General features: G+C 71.1%; 17 protein-coding genes. 8 read left to right on the top strand and 9 right to left on the bottom strand.

Annotated elements, in window-relative coordinates; genetic code table 11:
- The first annotated feature begins 262 nt into the window (after window positions 1–262).
- Window positions 263–1,330 carry a hypothetical protein gene (locus ABT004_RS31055; RefSeq protein ID WP_351343294.1) on the top strand — a complete coding sequence of 356 codons (1,068 nt, stop codon included), beginning with the start codon at window positions 263–265 and terminating at the stop codon, window positions 1,328–1,330.
- A gap of 18 nt (window positions 1,331–1,348) precedes the next feature.
- On the opposite strand, the gene ABT004_RS31050 is transcribed toward ABT004_RS31055, so the two are convergent.
- Window positions 1,349–2,308, bottom strand: coding sequence for an ABC transporter substrate-binding protein (locus tag ABT004_RS31050; protein WP_351343293.1), 960 nt, complete (start codon window positions 2,306–2,308; stop codon window positions 1,349–1,351).
- Window positions 2,309–2,374: 66 nt separating this feature from the next.
- Between ABT004_RS31050 and ABT004_RS31045 the strand changes: the two genes are divergently transcribed.
- A complete protein-coding gene (locus ABT004_RS31045; RefSeq protein WP_451193330.1) occupies window positions 2,375–3,016 on the top strand; it encodes an HAD family hydrolase in 642 nt (213 codons plus the stop codon).
- Here the strand turns inward: ABT004_RS31045 and ABT004_RS31040 are convergent.
- Complete coding sequence (locus ABT004_RS31040) at window positions 2,995–3,255, bottom strand: hypothetical protein (protein WP_351343289.1); 261 nt, start codon at window positions 3,253–3,255, stop codon at window positions 2,995–2,997. The genes ABT004_RS31045 and ABT004_RS31040 overlap by 22 nt on opposite strands.
- 152 nt (window positions 3,256–3,407) lie before the next feature.
- Between ABT004_RS31040 and ABT004_RS31035 the strand changes: the two genes are divergently transcribed.
- On the top strand, window positions 3,408–3,791 hold the full coding sequence (locus tag ABT004_RS31035; protein WP_351343287.1) for a cold-shock protein: 384 nt from the start codon (window positions 3,408–3,410) through the stop codon (window positions 3,789–3,791).
- A gap of 94 nt (window positions 3,792–3,885) precedes the next feature.
- Here ABT004_RS31035 and ABT004_RS31030 read toward each other — a convergent pair whose 3' ends face one another.
- From ABT004_RS31030 to ABT004_RS31015, 4 genes are all read right to left on the bottom strand, one after another.
- Window positions 3,886–4,752, bottom strand: coding sequence for a 1,4-dihydroxy-6-naphtoate synthase (locus tag ABT004_RS31030; protein WP_351343285.1), 867 nt, complete (start codon window positions 4,750–4,752; stop codon window positions 3,886–3,888).
- Window positions 4,749–5,438 (bottom strand): futalosine hydrolase, encoded by a 690-nt coding sequence (locus ABT004_RS31025; protein ID WP_351343283.1) that lies wholly within the window; start codon window positions 5,436–5,438, stop codon window positions 4,749–4,751. The genes ABT004_RS31030 and ABT004_RS31025 overlap by 4 nt, the downstream gene beginning before the upstream one ends.
- Window positions 5,408–5,887, bottom strand: a complete 480-nt coding sequence (locus tag ABT004_RS31020) for a DUF2771 domain-containing protein (RefSeq protein WP_351343281.1) — start codon at window positions 5,885–5,887, stop codon at window positions 5,408–5,410. The genes ABT004_RS31025 and ABT004_RS31020 overlap by 31 nt, the downstream gene beginning before the upstream one ends.
- A 79-nt stretch (window positions 5,888–5,966) precedes the next feature.
- Complete coding sequence (locus ABT004_RS31015; RefSeq protein WP_451193334.1) at window positions 5,967–7,376, bottom strand: MFS transporter; 1,410 nt, start codon at window positions 7,374–7,376, stop codon at window positions 5,967–5,969.
- A gap of 302 nt (window positions 7,377–7,678) precedes the next feature.
- Between ABT004_RS31015 and ABT004_RS31010 the strand changes: the two genes are divergently transcribed.
- Together ABT004_RS31010 and ABT004_RS31005 are read left to right on the top strand one after the other, a co-directional pair.
- On the top strand, window positions 7,679–8,608 hold the full coding sequence (locus ABT004_RS31010) for a DUF3027 domain-containing protein (protein ID WP_351343279.1): 930 nt from the start codon (window positions 7,679–7,681) through the stop codon (window positions 8,606–8,608).
- A 152-nt stretch (window positions 8,609–8,760) separates the two neighbouring features.
- Entirely contained in the window at window positions 8,761–11,934 is a 3,174-nt protein-coding gene (locus ABT004_RS31005) for a sacsin N-terminal ATP-binding-like domain-containing protein (RefSeq protein ID WP_351343278.1), read from the top strand.
- Window positions 11,935–12,274: 340 nt separating this feature from the next.
- Here the strand turns inward: ABT004_RS31005 and ABT004_RS31000 are convergent, their stop codons facing one another.
- Both ABT004_RS31000 and ABT004_RS30995 read right to left on the bottom strand, forming a co-directional pair.
- Window positions 12,275–14,686, bottom strand: coding sequence for an HAD-IC family P-type ATPase (locus tag ABT004_RS31000; protein WP_351343276.1), 2,412 nt, complete (start codon window positions 14,684–14,686; stop codon window positions 12,275–12,277).
- A gap of 30 nt (window positions 14,687–14,716) precedes the next feature.
- Window positions 14,717–15,001 carry a DUF2530 domain-containing protein gene (locus tag ABT004_RS30995; protein ID WP_351343274.1) on the bottom strand — a complete coding sequence of 95 codons (285 nt, stop codon included), beginning with the start codon at window positions 14,999–15,001 and terminating at the stop codon, window positions 14,717–14,719.
- 240 nt (window positions 15,002–15,241) lie between these two features.
- Between ABT004_RS30995 and ABT004_RS30990 the strand changes: the two genes are divergently transcribed.
- Entirely contained in the window at window positions 15,242–16,696 is a 1,455-nt protein-coding gene (locus tag ABT004_RS30990; RefSeq protein WP_351343272.1) for an NCS2 family permease, read from the top strand.
- 22 nt (window positions 16,697–16,718) lie between these two features.
- Here ABT004_RS30990 and ABT004_RS30985 read toward each other — a convergent pair whose 3' ends face one another.
- Window positions 16,719–16,907 (bottom strand): ribbon-helix-helix protein, CopG family, encoded by a 189-nt coding sequence (locus ABT004_RS30985; RefSeq protein ID WP_266712647.1) that lies wholly within the window; start codon window positions 16,905–16,907, stop codon window positions 16,719–16,721.
- A gap of 176 nt (window positions 16,908–17,083) precedes the next feature.
- Here ABT004_RS30985 and ABT004_RS30980 point away from each other — a divergent pair, with 176 nt between their 5' ends.
- A complete protein-coding gene (locus ABT004_RS30980) occupies window positions 17,084–17,521 on the top strand; it encodes a MarR family winged helix-turn-helix transcriptional regulator (protein ID WP_351343270.1) in 438 nt (145 codons plus the stop codon).
- A gap of 67 nt (window positions 17,522–17,588) precedes the next feature.
- Entirely contained in the window at window positions 17,589–18,929 is a 1,341-nt protein-coding gene (locus ABT004_RS30975) for an MFS transporter (RefSeq protein ID WP_351343268.1), read from the top strand.
- Window positions 18,930–19,115: the final 186 nt, after the last annotated feature.

The following is a 19,115-nucleotide window of genomic DNA, read 5'->3' as shown; positions in this document are numbered from 1 at the left end:
CTCTCTGCTCAACCCCCCCCGGGGCTCGATCGTCTCGAGCGCCGCTGGGGCTCGATCGTCTCGATCGCCGGGGGGGCTTGATCTATCAAGCCCCGCCGGCGATTGAGGCGATCTTTCAGGCCCTTGCGGCGATTGACCTATTAAGCCCCTGCGGCGATTGAGCAGCGGGGTCCGGGGCAGAGCCCCGTGAGCGGGGGACGGACTCCCGGAAACATCCGCGATACCGTCGGAACGTCAACAGCACCACCCCGGAGGGGACTTCGTGGGGATCGAAAGTGATCAGATCGTCTTCGACTACCTGAGCAAGGTCGGAGACCTGGCCCAGTCACGGCAACTCCCGTCATCGACCCGCATGCGCCTCGTCACCGACCTCCGCTCCGAGATCGACAAACGCCGCGCAGCGGCCGGCGCCGAAAGCCCCGCCGCCGTGCGCAGGCTGATCGGCCGGATCGGCACGCCGGACGAGATCGTCGCCGGGGCGAAGGACGGCGACGGCACCTACGACTTCGGCGCCGCGAGCCCCACCCCCGACGAGCCCGAACAGGGCAGAGGCACGCTCGGCCGGATCGTGCCGAAGGCCCGCGACCGCGTACGCCGCAGGCCGGTGTCCGCCAAGCCACCCGTCGACGCGGACGCGGACGACGGGCCGACGCCCGTGCACCTCGCGGGGACCGACGAACTGGGCACGATCGAGGCCGCCGACTGGTGGCGCGCCGGGGGCGGCATACCGGGCGCCGAGATCGACGACGTGCCGGGGTTCGTCGGAGGCATAGAGATCCCGGACATCCTCAAGCCGCCGGGCCCGGGCCGCGGCGCCGACCTCCGCAAACGCCCGATCCCGGAACCGTCCAGGCCGGAGGACGAGTACGAGGACGAGTACGAGTACGAAGAGGACGACGAGGAGGACGAGGAGTCCGGCCGCACCCGGGCCCGCCGCCTCTTCCGCCCCCGCCGCGCGACCGGCCGCATCCCCCGCGCCTCCTTCGGCCGCTCCTTCAACCAGCCCTTCCTGCTGCTCGCCGCCCTCGCCCTGGTCGTCGGCGCCGTACTCGGCAACATCCTTGTGCTGCTGATCGGCTGGGCCGTCATCTACCTCTCACGGCAGCTGACCATCGGGCAGAAGAAGTGGGCGGTGTTCGGCCTGCCGGGGCTCGCCGCGCTCACCGGCGTCGTCTGGTTGTGGGGGCGTGGCGACGGCCGTTGGGGCGATCCGATCGCCGACGGCAGGCTCAGCGGCGCGCTCGACGAGACGTGGCCGTGGGTGCTGCGCTGCGCGGCGTTCGCCTCGGCGCTCTACCTGGTGTGGCGCGCCCGCTCACCACGGTTGTAGCCCCGAAGCACGCCCGCCTCACCGCGCCAGATCCGACTCCAGCTCGGACAGGATCTGGTTGGCCGCCGTGTAGCCGACGCCCTGGGCCCACAGGTCGTCGTCGACGTTGTAGACCTGGCTGTCCCGCACCGCCCTGATGCCGCGCCACTGGCCGCTCGTCGTCGCCTCCGCGACCTTGGCCAGGCCCGGATTCCCGTACGTGGACGTGAAGATGGCGTCCGCGTCCGCCTCGGCGATCCGCTCGGGCCCCACCTCGTACGCGATCCCGCCCCTGGCCTGCTTCGTGATCGCGGGGCGGCCGAGGCCCACGTCGGACAGGACCGTGGCGGTGGGCGTCCGCCTGCCGGAGATGCGGATGTCGGAGCCCGCGACGAACCGGACGACATTGACCTCGGTCCGCGCCGCCGCGCCCGCCCCGCCCAAGGCCTTGGTGACGGCGGCGACGTGTTCCTTGTACTTGGCCGCGACCTGCTTCGCCCGCGTCTTCTCGCCGAGTGCGTCGGCGTGCACGAGGAAGTTCCGCTTCCACGAGCCGTCGGCGGCCCCGGTGAGGACGGTGGGGGCGATGGCGCCGAGCTGTTTGTAGCGCCGACCGTCGTGGGCCTTGTCGCCGATGATCAGGTCGGGCTTCAGCCCGGCGATCTTCTTGAGGTCGGGGCTGCCGCGCTCGCCGACCTCGGTGATGCCCTTGGTCTTCGCCGCGGGCAGGTACGAGAGGAAGCCCTCTTCGGCGTCGGCCCGGGTGGCCCCCACGGGCCGCACGCCGAGCGTGAGCGCCGAATCGAGCCCGGCGGTGTTCAGGACGACCACGCGCTCGGGGAGGTTCTTGACCTTGACGTCGCCCATGGCGGTGCCGACCGTGTGGCTGCCGGAGGCCTTGGCGGCGGGCTTGTCGGCGTCCCCGTCGTCCGAGCTGCAGGCGGAGAGGGTGAGCGCGAGGGCGAGGGCGGCGCCGAGGGCGAGGCGGGTGTGGTTCATGGGGGCCCATGGTGCCCCTGGGATCGGCATCGGGGAAGCCTTCACCGTGCAGGCAGAATGATCCCCATGGCTCCTCACGCAGACCCCACGCCCACCGGCCCCACCGTCGGCTTCGATCTCGACATGACGCTGATCGACTCCCGGCCCGGCATCCGCGCCACCTGGGTCGCGCTGTCCGAGGAGACCGGGATGCGGATCGACGCGGATCTGATCGTCTCGCGCCTGGGCCCGCCGCTGACCGACGAGTTGGCGTACTGGTGCCCGCCTGAGCGGGTCCCGGCGATGGCCGACCGCTACCGTGAGATGTATCCCACATACGCGATCGAGCCGACGCTGCCGATGGCGGGCGTGCGCGAGACCATCGCCGCCGTGCACGCGGCGGGCGGCCGGGCGATCGTCGTCACCGCCAAGTACGAGCCGAACGCCAAGCTGCACCTCGCGCACCTCGGCATCGACGCGGACGCCGTCATCGGCGATCTGTGGGCCGAGGGCAAGGGCCACGCGCTGCGCGAGCACGGCGCGAGCGTCTACGTCGGCGACCATGTCGGCGACGTACGCGGGGCACGCACCGCCGACGCCCTGTCCGTGGGCGTGACGACGGGCCCGTGCGACGCCGCCGAACTGCGGGCGGCCGGCGCCGACGTGGTGCTGAAGGACCTGACCGAATTTCCGGCCTGGCTGGAGGGTTACGTAGCCGAGCGCGCCTGACGGCGCTGCGCGGCGACACCGCGCAGCACGCCCGCCGCGGCGACGATGAACCCGACGCCCATCAGCATGCACACCGCATAGGAAATGGGCGGGAACGGGTCGGTGTGGAGGAACAGCGGCGCCATCGTGACGAGGGTGGCGATCGCCCCCACGATGAAGACGATGCCGCCGGCTTTCACGAGCCCGTCGCCGGGGCCGGTCTCGGCCACCGCGGAATTGGCTTGGGTTTTGTCGCGCACTCCACCAGGGTAGTTCCCTGCGCAGAGGGACAAGCACGGACGTCTTGTCAGGGGCCCCGGGACCCATAGTCTTGGTGGCGGCGGGTCGGACCACGACCCGCCGTACTGCTATCCAGAGCGTTTTCTTTCAGTGACGAGGACGAGGACTTCAGGTGCCTACCGGCAAGGTCAAGTGGTTCAACAGCGAGAAGGGCTTCGGCTTCCTCTCCCGCGACGACGGCGGCGACGTCTTCGTGCACTCCTCCGTACTGCCCGACGGTGTCGACGCCCTCAAGCCCGGCCAGCGCGTCGAGTTCGGAGTGGTCGCAGGACAGCGCGGCGATCAGGCGCTTTCGGTCACCGTCCTGGACCCGACACCGTCGATCGCGGCGGCCCAGCGCCGCAAGCCGGACGAACTGGCCTCGATCGTCCAGGACTTGACGACGCTGCTGGAGAACATCACACCGATGCTGGAACGCGGCCGCTACCCCGAGAAGACCGCCGGCAAAAAAATCGCCGGCCTCCTACGAGCAGTGGCAGACCAGTTGGACGTCTGAGCGCTGCTCAAGCTCCGCACTTCAAGCCCCTGCGGCGTTTGAGCAGCGGGGTCTGGGGCAGAGCCCCAGGCCCCAGCGCCGTGGGGGCCCGCCGTTACGGGAAGGCCAGCGCGTCCGGCCCAAGTGCCGGAACCAAACCCTCCGCGGCGGCCCGGGTCAACAGGCCCCGGATCGCCGCATAACCGTCCTCACCGAGGTCCGCTGTGAACTCGTTGACGTACAGCCCGATGTGCTGATCGGCAACGGCCGGATCCATCTCCTGCGCGTGCGCCATGACGTACGGCCGACTGACCTCGGGCTCGTCCCAGGCCATCCGCACCGACGCCCGCACCGCATCCGCATAGCCCCGCAGCGCCTCCGCGCCCAGGTCACGCCGCGCGATGATCGCGCCGAGCGGGATCGGAAGCCCCGTCGTGGCCTCCCAGTGCTCGCCCATGTCGGCGAGCTTGTGCAGGCCGTAGTTCTGGTACGTGAAGCGGGCCTCGTGGATGACGAGCCCCGCATCGACCTTGCCGTCGCGCACGGCGGGCATGATCTCGTGGAACGGCATGACGACGATCTCGCCGACGCCGCCACCCGGCACCACGTCCGCGGCCCAGAGCCGGAACAGCAGATACGCGGTGGACGTCTCGCTCGGCACCGCGACGCGCTTGTCGGACAGGTCCACGCCCGCCTCGCGGGTGAGGACCAGCGGGCCGCAACCGCGCCCGAGCGCACCGCCGCACGGCAGCAGCGCGTAGTCGTCGAGGACGTACGGCAGGACCGCGTACGACACCTTGAGGAGGTCGTAGGCGTCCTCGCGGCGTTCGGCGACGCCGTTGGTGATGTCGATGTCGGCGAAGGTCACGTCGAGCGCGGGAGCGCCGGGGACGCGGCCGTGGGCCCAGGCGTCGAAGACGAAGGTGTCGTTCGGGCAGGGCGAGAAGGCGATGCGGGCCGTGGTGTCGGCGGTGTCGGTCATGTGTTCTTCCAACTCTCCAGTACGGGCGCGGTCTTCCCGAAGGCGGAGGCCAGCGCGGCGAGTGCGTCACCGATGCGCCAGGCGTCGCGGTCGCGGGGACCGACGGCGTTGGAGACGGCGCGTATCTCGGCCACCGGCACACCGTGCGCGGCGGCGGCCTCGGCGACCCCGAAGCCCTCCATCGCCTCGGCGACGGCGCCGGGGTGGCGCTGGGCGAGCAGCGCGGCGCGGTCGGCGGTGCCGGTCACCGTGGAGACGGTGAGCACGGTGCCGACCGTGGCGGAGGCGGCCGAAGCGAGGTCCCGTACGAGGGATTCCGGCGGCGTGTGGGTGACGGTGCCGAAGCCGAGTCCGGTGACGGGGACGAAGCCTTCGGCGGTCTCGGCGCCCAGGTCGGCGACGGTGATCGCGTCCGCGACCAGGACCGCTCCGGGCGCGGCCGTGAAGCCGCCGCCGATACCGGCCGAGACGACCAGCGTGTACGGGGTGCCCGCGAGTTCGGCCCTGGTGAGCGCGGTCGCGGTGCCGGCCGCAGCGGCGGCGGGGCCCACGCCGACCGCGATGACATCAAGGGCGGGGTGGTCTTGCAGCGCGCCCGCCACCGCGTCCCGTTCGGCAGGGACGGCGGTGGCGATCAGCACATGCGGGGTATTCGTCAGGAGTCCTTCTCGAGCTTGAACGACCACAGGCCGTACGCCTTGGAGTTGCCGCCGGAGAGGATCGTGACGGTGGTCGAGGAACCGGAGGCGCCGTACTGCTGGTTGAAGAAGACGCTGCCGGGAACCGTGCGATACGTCTTCTTGCTGGAGTCCGTGAGCGGCTGGCCGTTCATCAGGAGCGTCCAGCCCTTGTCCGCGATCTCCGGGTCAACGCCGAAGCGGACCGTGGCGTCCGGGTCCACCTTGATGGACTCGGCGTTCTTCGCGTCCTTCAGGCAGCCCTGCAGCGCGGTCGGCTTGAGGGCGTCGCCGTCGTTGTAGCAGCTGGCCTCGGAGTTCACCGAGTTGCGGTCCACCGTGACGGTGGCCAGCGGAGTCGGCTTGTCACAAGCGGAGAGGACGAGAAGTCCGGCGCCGACAACACCGACGGCGGCAGCGGCGCGGCGGTGGCGCTGAGCGAAACGCTGGGAGGTCATGGCGGAAGGCTATCTGGCGCCACCGCTCCCGCTCCGAGTGGGGGAGCGGGTGTCGCGTTTGCGCCTTGAGGTCAGGGCCTCACGCCACGCGTGCCCGGCGGGTCGGCCCGGCGTGGCGCGCCGACGCCAGCAGCCCGCGCACCGTGCCGAGCCAGCCCGCCGCCACGATGGCCGCCGCGACACACAGCCCGAGCACCCCGTTCAGCGGCAGCGCGATCCCGACCGCCCCGCCCACCACCCACGCCATCTGCAACAACGTCTCCGAGCGCGCGAACGCCGACGTGCGCACCGCCTCCGGGACGTCCCGCTGGAGCGTCGCGTCGAGGGACAGCTTGGCCAGCGCCTGCGCGAACCCGGCGACCGCGCCCAGACACGCCGTCATGAGCGCGCTGAAGAAGACGGCGGACAGAACGGCCACGCCGAGCACCACCGCGAGCACCGTCACGATGATGAGCTCGGGGGCCCGCGCCTTCAGCCACGCCCCGACGGCCGTGCCCAGCGCGTTCCCCGCCCCCGCCGACACGCCCACCAGCGCGAGCGAGACGGCCGCGCTCTGCCCGGTCAGCGGATGCTCCCGCAGCAGGAACGCCAGATAGAAGATGAGGAAGCCGGACAGACAGCGCAGCGTCGCGTTGGCGGCGAGGGCGTGGGTGACGGCGGGGCCGACCGTCCGCAGGCCCGGTCCGCGCTGCCAGCGCTTCTTCGAGGGACCGTGCAGATGTTCCTCGTCCGCCGCGAGCAGCGCCTTGTGCTCGCCCCGCGCCGAGTCCACCTTGTGCGGCATCGAGTACGACAGGAAGGCCCCGCACACGTACAGCACGAAGGCCCCGTACAGCGGCCAGCGCGGGCCGAGCGCCTGCAGTCCCGCCCCGACCGGCGCCGCCGCGCCCGTGGCGAGCAGGCCGCCGAGCGTGACCCGCGAGTTCGCCTTCACCAGCGAGAAGCGGGGTGGGAGCAGGCGCGGCACGACCGCCGAGCGCACCACCCCGTACGCCTTGGACGCGACGAGGACGCCGAGCGCCGCCGGGTACAGTTGGAGCCCGCCGCCCGTCACGGCGCCCGCGAGGACGAGGGCGAGCAGCGCCCGCGCCAGCATCGACGCGGCCATCGCGGCGCGCCGCCCGTGCGGCAGCCGGTCGAGCAGCGGCCCGATGACGGGCGCGAGGAGCGTGAACGGCGCCATCGTGATCGCGAGATACAGGGCGACCCGGCCGCGCGCCTCGTCCGTCGGCACGGAGAAGAAGACCGTCGAGGCGAGGGCGACCGTGATCATGACATCGCCCGCACCGTTCACCGCGTGCAGCTCGATGAGCTTCCCGAGCCCCGACTCGCCCGCGCCGTGCGCGTGTGTCGCCTTGCGGATACCGCGTGCGGTGCCGGTGAAAGGGAGGTGCAGGGCGCGGCCGATTCTGCGAAGGGGAGTCGGCGAGTCCGACGCGCGCGACGACGAACCCGACGACGACTTGAACGACGACCTATCGGCAGCCACGCAGCAATGGTGCCCCTTGTTCGGGCGAACTAGTGCCGATATGGACACGCTGGTCGGCTTTCCGGCCAGGTGCGGCTCGTACGTCGGTGTGGGCGCAGGGCGTCAGAGGAGGTAGCGTGCGTAGCGCGCCCGCGGCGGTTGTTCTCGGCCGCGCGCCTCTCGGCCATCCCGCAGAATGGATGGCGTAGGCGCGCCCGGAACGTCGGGCGCGGACGTCGACGCGGTCCCCTGGTCCGCTCCGTCCGCGCTCCCGCACACAGGACGGCGCACTCGTGAGACGGCGTAGGAGAGAAGCGATACCTGTGAGCGCAGCGACAACGCGAAGCCGCACCCCGGACCGCCTGTGCGCCGAGGCGGTGGACATCGCCCGGGCAGCGGCCGAGGAGGCAGCGGCACCGGGGGTGGTGGGCGAGCACGTCGAAACGGTCGTCGAGGGCGACCGGGTCGTCACGCACCTCTTCGAGTGCAAGGACTTCGGCTACCGGGGCTGGCGCTGGGCCGCCACCGTGGCCCGTGCCTCCCGTGCCAAGTACGTCACGCTCGACGAGGTCGTGCTGCTGCCCGGGCCCGACGCCCTCCTCGCGCCCGAATGGGTGCCGTGGAGCGAGCGGCTGCGCCCCGGCGACCTCGGGCCCGGCGATCTGCTGCCGACCGAGGCCGACGATCTGCGCCTGGAGCCGGGCTACAGCGGCGACGACGTGCCGCCGCCGAACTCTCCCGTGTCCGAGGACATGGCGGAGCTCGTCGAGGCGGAGGACGCCGAGATCACCGAGGGCCCCGTGGGGGCGCTGCCGGTGTCGCCCACCCGTGGTTCGATCGCGGCGGTCGCCGAGGAACTGGGCATGCGCCGGGCGCGGGTGCTCTCCCGGTACGGGCTGCATGTCGCGGCCGACCGCTGGGAGGACTCCTTCGGGGCGAAGACCCCCATGGCACAGGCGGCCCCCGCCACCTGCGTGTCCTGCGGCTTCCTCGCGAAGATCGGCGGCTCGCTCGGCCAGGCCTTCGGCGTCTGCGCCAACGAGTTCTCCTCCGCGGACGGCCGGGTCGTGTCCCTGTCGTACGGCTGCGGTGGCCACTCCGAGGCGGCCGTCATGCCCAAGGCCCCGCGGCCTGCGCCGCCGGTGATCGACGAAACGGTGGTCGACACGTTCCCGCTCCGCTTGGAGCCGGACGCGGGCTCGGTCGGAGCGGTGGCCTCCGGCGGTGGCGACGACGACTTGGGCCATTCGTAGGCAGATCAAGCCCCTGCGGCGATTGAGCAGCGGGGTCCGGGGCGGAGCCCCGAAGGCGCAACGCCGGTGCCGCTGCATGCTCGCGGCGGCACGGGGAACTCTGCGCGGTACGGTTCGGCCGATCACGATCACGCCGCCCAGAGGAGTCACCCGTGAGCGTCAGCAGACCTGCACCGGAGGGCGTCGACCCGTTCGGCACCGCACGGCTGCGCCACACCGTGCTCCAGGCATGGGCCGGTAGCGCCGCCCGCTTCCGCGAGGACGCCAACGCCGAGGAGGACCTCGCGCTCGGCGGCTACCGCGACCGCCTCGTCGTCGAACTCGCGCAGAACGCCGCGGACGCCGCCGCCCGCGCCGGCGTCCCGGGCCGACTGGCGCTGACGTTGAAGGACGGTGTGCTCGCCGCCGCCAACACCGGCGCCCCGTTGGACGCGGCAGGCGTCGAGTCGCTGTCCACGTTGCGGGCCTCCGCGAAGCGGGAGGACACGAGCGGTGCGGTGGGCCGTTTCGGTGTCGGCTTCGCGGCGGTGCTGGCCGTCTCCGACGAGCCCGCGGTGGTCGGGCGGAGCGGGGGAGTGCGCTGGTCCCTGACGGACGCGCGGCTCGCCGCGTCGGACGCGGCGTTGCGCGGTCCGGACCTCGGCGATGAGCTGCGGCGCCGGGACGGGCACGTGCCGCTGCTGAGGCTGCCGTTCGCGGCGGAGGGCTCTGCGCCTGAGCCGTACGACACGGTGGTCATCCTTCCGTTGCGGGATGCGGCGGCGGAGGCGTTGGCCTCGCGGTTGGTGGACGGGGTCGACGACACGCTCCTCCTCGCGCTGCCGGGGTTGACGGAGGTCGTGATCACGACGGACGCGGGCACGCGGATTTTGCGCCGCACGGACGAGGCGCCCTACGTGCTGATCGCCGACACGGGGTCGACGCCACGGGGCTCCGCCCCGGACCCCGCTGCTCAATCGCCGCAGGGGCTTGAAAACCGGTACCGCACCGTCACCCGTAGCGGCACGCTCGACGCCGCCCTCCTCGTCGACCGACCCGTCGAGGAACGGCTCCGGCCGCACTGGGCCGTGACCTGGGCCGTCCCCGTCGACGCCGAAGGCGCACCGCAGAGGCCGCGCAGCGAACCCGTGCTGTATGCGCCCACCCCCAGCGACGAGCCCCTCGGCGTGCCCGCCCTGCTCATCGCCTCGTACCCGCTGGACACCGCGCGGCGCCACGTCGCCCCCGGCCCGCTCACCGACTTCCTCACCGAGCGCGCCGCCGACGCGTACGCCGAACTCCTCGGCGGCTGGAACCCCGTAGGAACCGGCATCCTCGACCTCGTGCCGGGACCGCTCGGCAGGAGCGAGCTGGACGGGGCCCTGCGCGCCGCCGTCCTGGAGCGGCTGCCGAGCACCGCCTTCCTGCCTCCGGCGACCGAACCGGGAGACCACCCCGAGGACGAGGACCGGCCGACCGCCCTCAAGCCGCGCGACGCCGAGGTCGTCGAGGGCGCGGGCGCCGACACCGTACGGGTCCTCGCCGACGTGCTGCCGAGCCTGCTGCCCGCGGGGCTCGAACGGCGCGCGGAGCTGCGGACGCTGGGCGTCGCCCGCGTCCCGCTGACCGAGGCGGTCGACCGGCTGGCCGGACTGGAGAAGGAGCCCGGCTGGTGGCGGCGGCTGTACGAGTCCCTCGCCGGCGTCGACCCGGACCGGCTCAGCGGGCTGCCCGTGCCGCTCGCCGGCGGCCGGACCACCATCGGCCCGCGCCAGGTGCTGCTCCCCACCGCCGAGGCCTCCACCGTCCCCGGTGAGGCGCTCGCCCGGCTCGGCCTCAAGGTCGCGCACGCCGACGCCGCTCACCCGCTCCTGGAGAAGCTGGGCGCGCTGCCCGCGACCCCGCGGGCCGTCCTGCGCACCCCGCAGGTGCGCGCCGCGGTCGCCGCGTCCCTCGACGACGAGGCATCCGCCTGGGACGACGAAACCACTCTGGACGCCGACGAGTTGGCCGACGTCGTCCTCACCCTCGTACGCGACGCCCATCTCGACGTGGGTGACGAGCCCTGGCTCGGTGCGCTCGCCCTCCCCGACGACGAGGGCGAACTCGCCCCGGCCGCCGAACTCCTGCTCCCCGGCAGCCCGCTCGCCGAGGTCCTGCGCGAGGACGAACTCCCGTTCGTGGACGGTGAGCTGGCCGAGCGCTGGGGGCAGGAGCCCCTTGCCGCCTGCGGCGTCCTCGCGTCCTTCGCGCTCGTGCGCGCCACCGACGTCGTTCTCGACCCCGACGAACTCGACCCGCGCGAAAGCGACTTCCCGGAACCGGATGACGCCGGGCTCCTCGACGCCGTCGACGTGTGGTGCGAGGACGTCCTCGACGGGCTGCCCGACACGCCCGTACCGCCGGTCGCCACCGAACTGACCGCCGTACGCGATCTGGACCTGGTCGACGAGGACCGCTGGCCGCAGGCGCTCGCGCTGCTCTCGCAGCCGCCGCTGCGGGACGCCCTCACCCAGCCGGTCCGCGTGCTGCTGCCCGACGGCACGCACGAGCTCGTCCGCCCGTACACCGCCTGGTGGTTGCGCGGGAACCCGGTCCTCGACGGGCGCAGCCCTGCCGGCCTGCGCGCCGAGGGCGGGGACCCGCTGCTCATCGGCCTGTACGAGCCCGCCGACGCCGCCGGCTTCGACGACGAGCAGGTCCTGCGCGCCCTCGGCGTGCGCACCTCCGTCGCCGCGCTGCTCGACGAGCCCGGCGGCGCCGCGGAGCTCCTCGACCGGCTCGCCGACCCCGACCGCACGGTCGGCGCCACCCAACTCCACGCCCTCTACGGCAGGTTGGCCGACCTCGACCCCGAGCAGGTCACCCTGCCCGATGAGCTGCGGGCCGTACGGGACGGGGAGGTCGTGATCGTCGACGCCCGTGACGCGCTCGTCGCGGATGCCCCTGACTTGATCCCGCTCACCGAGGGCCGCGCGCTCCTCCCGGTCACGCCGTCGAAGGCAGCGCATCTCGCGGAGCTGTTCCAGGTGCGGCGCTTGAGCGAGGCGGTGGGTATCGGGGCGGTCGAGGGCGGCGATGTGCACGAGGTGCCCGGGCCGGTGCGTGTCCTGCTCGGTTCCGCAACCCCCGCCTCGTACGTCGAGCACGAAGAGCTGTACGTCTCCGACGTCGAGGTGGACTGGTGCCGGACGGCCGACGGGGTGGTGCATGCGGCGACGCTCGAGGGCGTCGCGGCGGGCCTCGCGTGGGCGGCGGGCCAGTGGCCCCGCCGCTTCGAGGTCGCGGCACTCCTGGAGGACCCGTCCCGCACGAACGAGCTGGCGCGGGACCGGTGGTTCGACTAGTACCCGGCACCGGCGTTGCGGACCTGGGGCGCTGCCCCAGACCCCGCTGCTCAATCGCCGCAGGGGCTTGAAATGCCCACCCCCGCTTTGGGTCGCGAGGGCTTGAAAGGCCTGCTCAATCGCCGCAGGGGCTTGAAAAACCAAGCCCCGCCGGCGGCGATCTACCTGCCCCGCCCGTGGTGACTGTCAGCTCTGCTGGTGGCGACCTATCAGCTCCGCTGGTGGTGACCTACCAGCCCCGCCGATGGTGACCTATCAGGCCCGTCGGCGATGGACATATCAAGCCCCGCCGGCGTTTGAGGCGCGGGGTCCGGGGCGGAGCCCCGAGGCCGCAACACACCTATGCCGGAAACCTGCGTCCCACCCACCGCCACAAGAACTCCAACAGGCCCGCCGCGACAACCGCCACCCCGACGGCAGTCCACGGCATCACCGACCCCACCAACCGCAACGCAAAGAACTCCTGCAGCCACGGCACCACAAGCACCAGCAGGAACCCGAAAGCCATCGCCGCCACCAGCCCCACCCGCCACCACGTATACGGCCGGGCGATGATCGCGAGGACCCACATCGAGATCAGGAAGAGCGTCAGCGTCGCCGAACTGGTCTCCGCGGCAAGCGCCCCCGAACCCCCGTAGTAGTGCCGCGCGACCAGGTACATCACGAACGTGGCGATCCCGGCGGCGGCCCCGCCGGGAATCGCGTACCGCATCACCCGCCGTACGAAGTGCGGCCTGGCCCGCTCCTTGTTCGGCGCGAGGGCCAGGAAGAACGCCGGGACGCCGATCGTCAGGGTGGACAAGAGCGTCAAGTGCCGTGGCAGGAAGGGGTATTCGACCTGGAAGCAGACCACGAGCAGCGCGAGGATCACCGAGTAGACCGTCTTCACCAGGAAGAGGGTGGCCACGCGCGTGATGTTGCCGATGACCCGGCGGCCCTCCGCGACCACCGAAGGAAGCGTCGCGAACGAGTTGTTGAGCAGCACGATTTGGGCGACGGCTCGCGTGGCCTCGGAGCCCGAGCCCATCGAGACCCCGATGTCGGCGTCCTTCAGTGCGAGGACGTCGTTGACGCCGTCGCCGGTCATCGCGACCGTGTGCCCGTGCGCCTGGAGCGCACCCACCATGTCCCGCTTCTGCTGCGGCGTCACCCGGCCGAACACCGTGCCGTCGTCGAGCGCGTCGGCCAGCTCCTCCGGGTCCTCGGGCAGCTCGCGGGCGTCGACGGTCTGCCCCTCGAGCCCCAGCTTTCCGGCGACCGCGCCCACCGACACCGCGTTGTCACCTGAGATGACCTTGGCCCGTACGTCCTGCTCGGCGAAGTAGCGCAGCGTGTCCCCGGCGTCGGGGCGAAGGCGCTGTTCGAGGACGACGAGGGCGGCCGGCTCGGCGCTCTCCACGACGCCCGCACCCTCCAGCCCCTCCGGCGCGCGGGCGAGCAGCAGCACGCGGAGGCCGCGCAGGTTGAGCTCCTCGGTCGCCGCGAGCGCCGGGTCGTCCGCGGGCAGCAGCACGTCGGGCGCCCCGAGCAGCCACGCGCTGCCCGTCCCGTCGCCCTCGCTGAAGGCGGCGCCGCTGTACTTGCGCGCGGAGGAAAACGGGAGTGCCTCGGTGCAGCGCCAGTCCATGCTGTCCGGGTACGCGTCGATGATCGCCTGGAGGGAGGCGTTGGGCCGCGGATCGGACTCGCCGAGCGCGCCGAGCACCTTCCGTACGTACGCCTCGTCGCTGTCGCCGAGCAGCCGCAGCTCGTGGACGTCCATGCCGCCCTCGGTGAGCGTGCCCGTCTTGTCGAGGCAGACCGTGTCGACGCGGGCCAGGCCCTCGATCGCGGGCAGCTCCTGCACGAGGCACTGCTGGCGGCCGAGCCGGATCACCCCGATCGCGAAGGCGACCGAGGTGAGCAGGACCAGGCCCTCGGGGACCATCGGGACGATGCCGCCGACCGTGCGTGCGATGGAGTCCTTGAGGTCGTTGTCCTTGACCACGAGCTGGCTGATGATCAGGCCGAGCGCGGTCGGGATCATCATCCACTGGACGTACTTGAGGATCGTGGAGATGCCGCTGCGCAGCTCGGAATGGACGAGCGTGAACCGGCTCGCCTCCTCGGCCAGCTGCGCCGCGTACGCCTCACGCCCGACCTTCGTCGCGGTGAACGCGCCGCCGCCCGCGACCACGAAGGAGCCCGACATGACCTCGTCGCCGGGCTTCTTGAGGACGGGGTCGGCCTCGCCGGTGAGCAACGACTCGTCGATCTCCAGGCCGTCGGCCTCGGCGCAGGTCCCGTCCACGACGATCTTGTCGCCCGGACCGATCTCGATGAGGTCGCCGAGCACGATCCCGGAGGTGGGGACGGCGACGGCGGCCCCGTCGCGCCGTACCGTGGGCCGGGCCTCGCCGATCACGGCGAGCGAGTCCAGGGTCTGCTTCGCCCGCCACTCCTGGATGATGCCGATGCCGGTGTTGGCCAGGATCACGAACCCGAAGAGGCTGTCCTGGATCGGCGCGACGCTGAGCATGATCACCCAGAGCACGCCGATGATCGCGTTGAACCGGGTGAAGACGTTGGCGCGCACGATCTCCGTCACGGACCGCGAGCTGCGCACGGGTACGTCGTTCACCTCGCCCCGCGCGACCCGCTCGGCGACCTGGTCGCTCGTCAGACCGGCCGCGCGTGACGGCATCGGTGCAGGGTCGGCGGATTCGCCCGGATCACCCGGATCGAGTTCCGTGCCCGCGTCGATGTGCGTCATGAAAACGACGGTACGGGCGATTTCGGGGGTTTACCCCTCGGGCGCCGCAGCTTCACGGTCCGTGACCGCCGCCGCGGCCGCCCGCTTGAGCGCGGCGTCACGCCCCCGGACGTACCAGATCCCGATCAGACCGAGCCCGGCGCCGGCCAGGCAGCACCACACCCACCATGTCGTCCCGCGGTCCCGGAACCAGCCGTAGAACGGCAGCTGTACGAGGAAGAGGACGAACCAGAGGATCGTGCCACCCGTGATGGTGGCGACCACGGGCCCCTCAAGGGGTTCCGGTGCCTCGTGCTTCGGGATCCACTTCGCCATGTGCACAGCTTACGAGGACCCACCGACAACCCGGTACAAGCCCCTCACCGCCGGGGTCTACGCGCGGAGATAGCAAATTGGGCCTCATATGTTCATACTGAAACAGCCTGAGTCTGGCTCCTTATGTTCGTATGAAACACCAGCGGAAACTTCGGGGAAACCCGCAGGTGACCACACGACGACGAGACTCCATCACGCACCCCGCCCGCATTTCACCGCTGAATACCGCTGAGGTCATCCATGTCCACTTCGGCCACCACCCCGGTCGATGTCAATGACTCGCCGCCGCCGGCCCCGAAGAACGGCTTCGACCGCTACTTCAAGATCACCGAGCGCGGCTCGACCGTCCCGCGTGAGATCCGTGGCGGCCTCGCCACGTTCTTCGCGATGGCCTACATCATCGTGCTGAACCCGATCATCCTCGGTGGCGCGAAGGACATGTACGGGCACCAGCTGGACAACGGCCAGCTGGTCACCGCGACCGCGCTGACCGCCGCGTTCACCACGCTGCTCATGGGCGTCATCGGCAATGTGCCGATCGCGCTCGCGGCGGGCCTGGGCGTGAACACGGTCGTCGCCCTGCAACTCGCGCCGCGCATGTCCTGGCCGGACGCGATGGGCATGGTCGTCCTCGCGGGCTTCGTCGTGATGCTGCTCGTCGCCACCGGCCTGCGGGAGCGGGTCATGAACGCGGTGCCGTACAGCCTGCGCAAGGGCATCGCGATCGGCATCGGCCTGTTCATCCTGCTGATCGGCCTCGTCGACTCCGGCTTCGTGACGCGCATGCCGGACGCCGCGCAGACCACGGTCCCGTTGCAGCTCGGCACCGGCGGTCACCTGCTCGGCTGGCCGGTCCTGGTCTTCGTGCTCGGCGTGCTGCTCACGCTGGCGCTGCTCGTGCGCAAGGTGCCGGGCGCGATCCTGATCTCGATCGTCGTCATGACGGTGGCCGCGCTGATCATCAACGCCGTGGCCGACATCGACCCGATGTCCTGGGGCCTGACCGTGCCCGAGTGGCCCGGCAACCCGGTCGCCAGCCCGGACTTCTCGCTCGTCGGCCAGGTCAGCCTGTTCGGCGGCTTCGGGAAGGTCGGCATCCTGACCGGCATCCTCTTCGTCTTCACCGTGCTGCTGTCGTGCTTCTTCGACGCCATGGGCACGATCATGGGCATCAGCGACGAGGCGCATCTGACCGATGAGAAGGGTCAGATGCCCGGCATGAACAAGGTCCTGTTCATCGACGGTGTCGCCGTCGCCGCCGGTGGGGCCTCGTCCTCCTCGGCCACCACCTGCTTCGTGGAGTCCACGGCCGGTGTCGGCGAGGGCGCCCGTACGGGCTTCGCCAACGTGGTCACCGGCTGCCTGTTCGCGGTCGCGCTGTTCCTCACGCCCGTCGTCACGATGGTCCCGTCCGGGGCGGCCACACCCGCGCTGATCGCGGTCGGCTTCCTGATCCTGTCGGGCAGCATCCGTGAGATCGACTGGGACGACTGGACGATCGCCATCCCCGCGTTCATCACGATGCTGATGATGCCGTTCACGTACTCGATCACCAACGGCATCGGCATGGGCTTCATCAGCTTCACGGTGCTGCGCGTCGTCGCGGGCCGCGCCAAGGAGGTGCCGGCCGCGATGTACGCCGTCTCCGCGGTGTTCGTCTTCTACTACCTGATGCCGGCGCTCGGCCTCACGTAGTCGCGCCGTACGTAGTCGTGCCTTACGTAGTCACGTCCCCGTAGAACCGCTCCGTCTCCTCGACGGCAGTCTTGAAGCGTTCGTCGAAGTCGTCGCGAATGAGCGTCCGGACCACATAGTCCTGGACGCTCATTCCTCTTTTGGCGGCATGCACCTTGAGCCGGTCGAGCAGCTCACCGTCGATCCGCAGACTGAGCACTGTCGATCCCATACGGACAGGGTCGCGGGCAGCCCCGACCTGTTGCGTCACTTTCCGCGTCCGGCTCACTCGTATGGGTGATGAAACATTTCTGCACTCCTGTCACAGGTGAAGAGGTGGTGGGGATCACGGACGCGTGCCGTGCGGCGAGTAGTCGTTAGACATAGTAATGAGTTACGCTAACGAACATGCCAGACCTCTCCCATGGCGATAACGCAGCCGCCGTGAACTCCCTGCGTTCCGCGGTGATGCGCCTGTCGCGTCGGCTCAAGCATCAGCGGGTCGACGAATCGCTGAGTCCCACCGAAATGTCGGTGCTCGGCACCCTCGCCGGATGCGGCTCCGCGACACCGGGCGAGCTGGCCCGCAAGGAGCATGTGCAGCCGCCGTCGATGACCAGAATCGTCGCGCTCCTCGAGGCCAAGGGACTGGTCGGGCTCGAGCCCCACCCCGAGGACCGGCGGCAGAAGGTCGTCACCTCCACCGAGCGGGCCGAGACCATGCTCGCCGAGTCCCGCCGCAAGCGGAACGCGTGGCTGGCCGACCTCGCCGAAGGGCTCGACGAGGACGACTGGGCCAAGCTGCGCGCCGCCGCCCCCGTCCTGGAGAAACTGGCCCACCTCTGAGCCCCACCTCTGAGCCCACCTGTGAGCCCCTCTGGGGACCGACGACCGCCGAGGAGGCGAACCCACTTTGAGTACGGGATCCGGAGCAGACTCCGCCCCCGCACCAGCCGCCCACGACTCGAACGCCCGCCCACGTAAGCCCTCGATGTTCGCCAGCCTGAAGGTACGCAACTACCGGCTGTTCGCGTCCGGGGCCGTCGTCTCCAACACCGGCACCTGGATGGCCCGCATCACCCAGGACTGGCTGGTCCTGTCCATCACGGGCTCGTCCACCGCCGTCGGCATCACGACGGCGATGCAGTTCCTTCCGATGCTGCTCTTCGGCCTGTACGGCGGTGTGATCGCCGACCGGTTCGCCAAGCGGACCCTGCTGTTCTGCACGCAGGGCGCGATGAGCCTGTCCGGACTCTTCCTCGCGGCGCTCACCCTCACGGGCAACGTCCAGGTGTGGCACGTCTACCTCGCGGCCTTCTTCACCGGCCTCGTCACGGTCGTCGACAACCCGACGCGGCAGTCCTTCGTGTCGGAAATGGTGGGCCCCGACCAGGTCCGCAACGCCGTCTCCCTGAACTCCGCGAACTTCCAGTCCGCCCGCCTCATCGGCCCGGCCGTCGCCTCCGCGCTGACCGCCGCGGTCGGCCCCGGCTGGGCGTTCCTCGCCAACGGCCTGTCCTTCCTCGCTCCCCTCACCGGCCTCATGCTCATGCGTACGCACGAGCTGCACGAGACGAAGCGCTCCCCGCGCGGCAAGGGTCAGTTGCGGGAGGGGCTGCGTTATGTGTCGGCGCACCCCGAACTGATCTGGCCGATCGTGCTCGTCGGGTTCGTCGGCACTTTCGGCTTCAACTTCCCGATCTGGCTGAGCGCGTACGCGGACGATGTGTTCCACGGCGGGGTCGGCCAGTACGGCCTGTTCAACACGCTCATGGCGATCGGCTCGCTGGCCGGCGCGCTGCTCGCGGCCCGCCGCCGCTCCACCCGCCTGCGGGTCCTGGTCGGCGCGGCGCTCGGCTTCGGTGTCCTGGAGGTCCTGGCTGCGTGGGCGCCGGGCGTCTGGGCGTTCGCGCCGCTGATCGTGCTGCTCGGCATCCTCGGTCTGACGGTGAACGTGACCGCCAACACCACGGTGCAGATGGGTACGGACCCGGAGATGCGGGGGCGTGTGATGTCGCTGTTCATGATGGTGTTCACCGGCGGTACGCCGCTGGGCGGCCCGCTCTTCGGCTGGCTCGCGGACGAGTACGGGGTGCGGGTGAGCTTTGCGCTTGCGGGGGTGATCTGTGCGGTTGCCGCGGTTGGCGTTGGCCTGATGCTGGCCCGTGCGGCCAACCTCCGGTTGAAGGTCGACCTCCGCCGCGGCGAACGCCACGTCCAGTTCGTCCCCCGGGAACTCGCGGCGGCGGCGTGATCCAGATCAAGCCCCTGCGGCGGGTGGGCCATTTAAGCCCCTGCGGCGATTGAGCAGGCTTTTCAAGCCGTGCGGCGCGTGAGCAAATCAAGCTCTGCGGCGGGTGAGCCAGCTCAAGCCCCTGCGGCGATTGAGGCGCGGGGTCCGGGGCAGCGCCCCGGGACCGCAACGCCGGAGGGGCTTGAC

Source organism: Streptomyces sp. NPDC002790 (assembly GCF_040295505.1).
In the GTDB taxonomy this organism is placed as follows: domain Bacteria; phylum Actinomycetota; class Actinomycetes; order Streptomycetales; family Streptomycetaceae; genus Streptomyces.
This window is presented reverse-complemented; position numbering and strand designations above follow the sequence as displayed.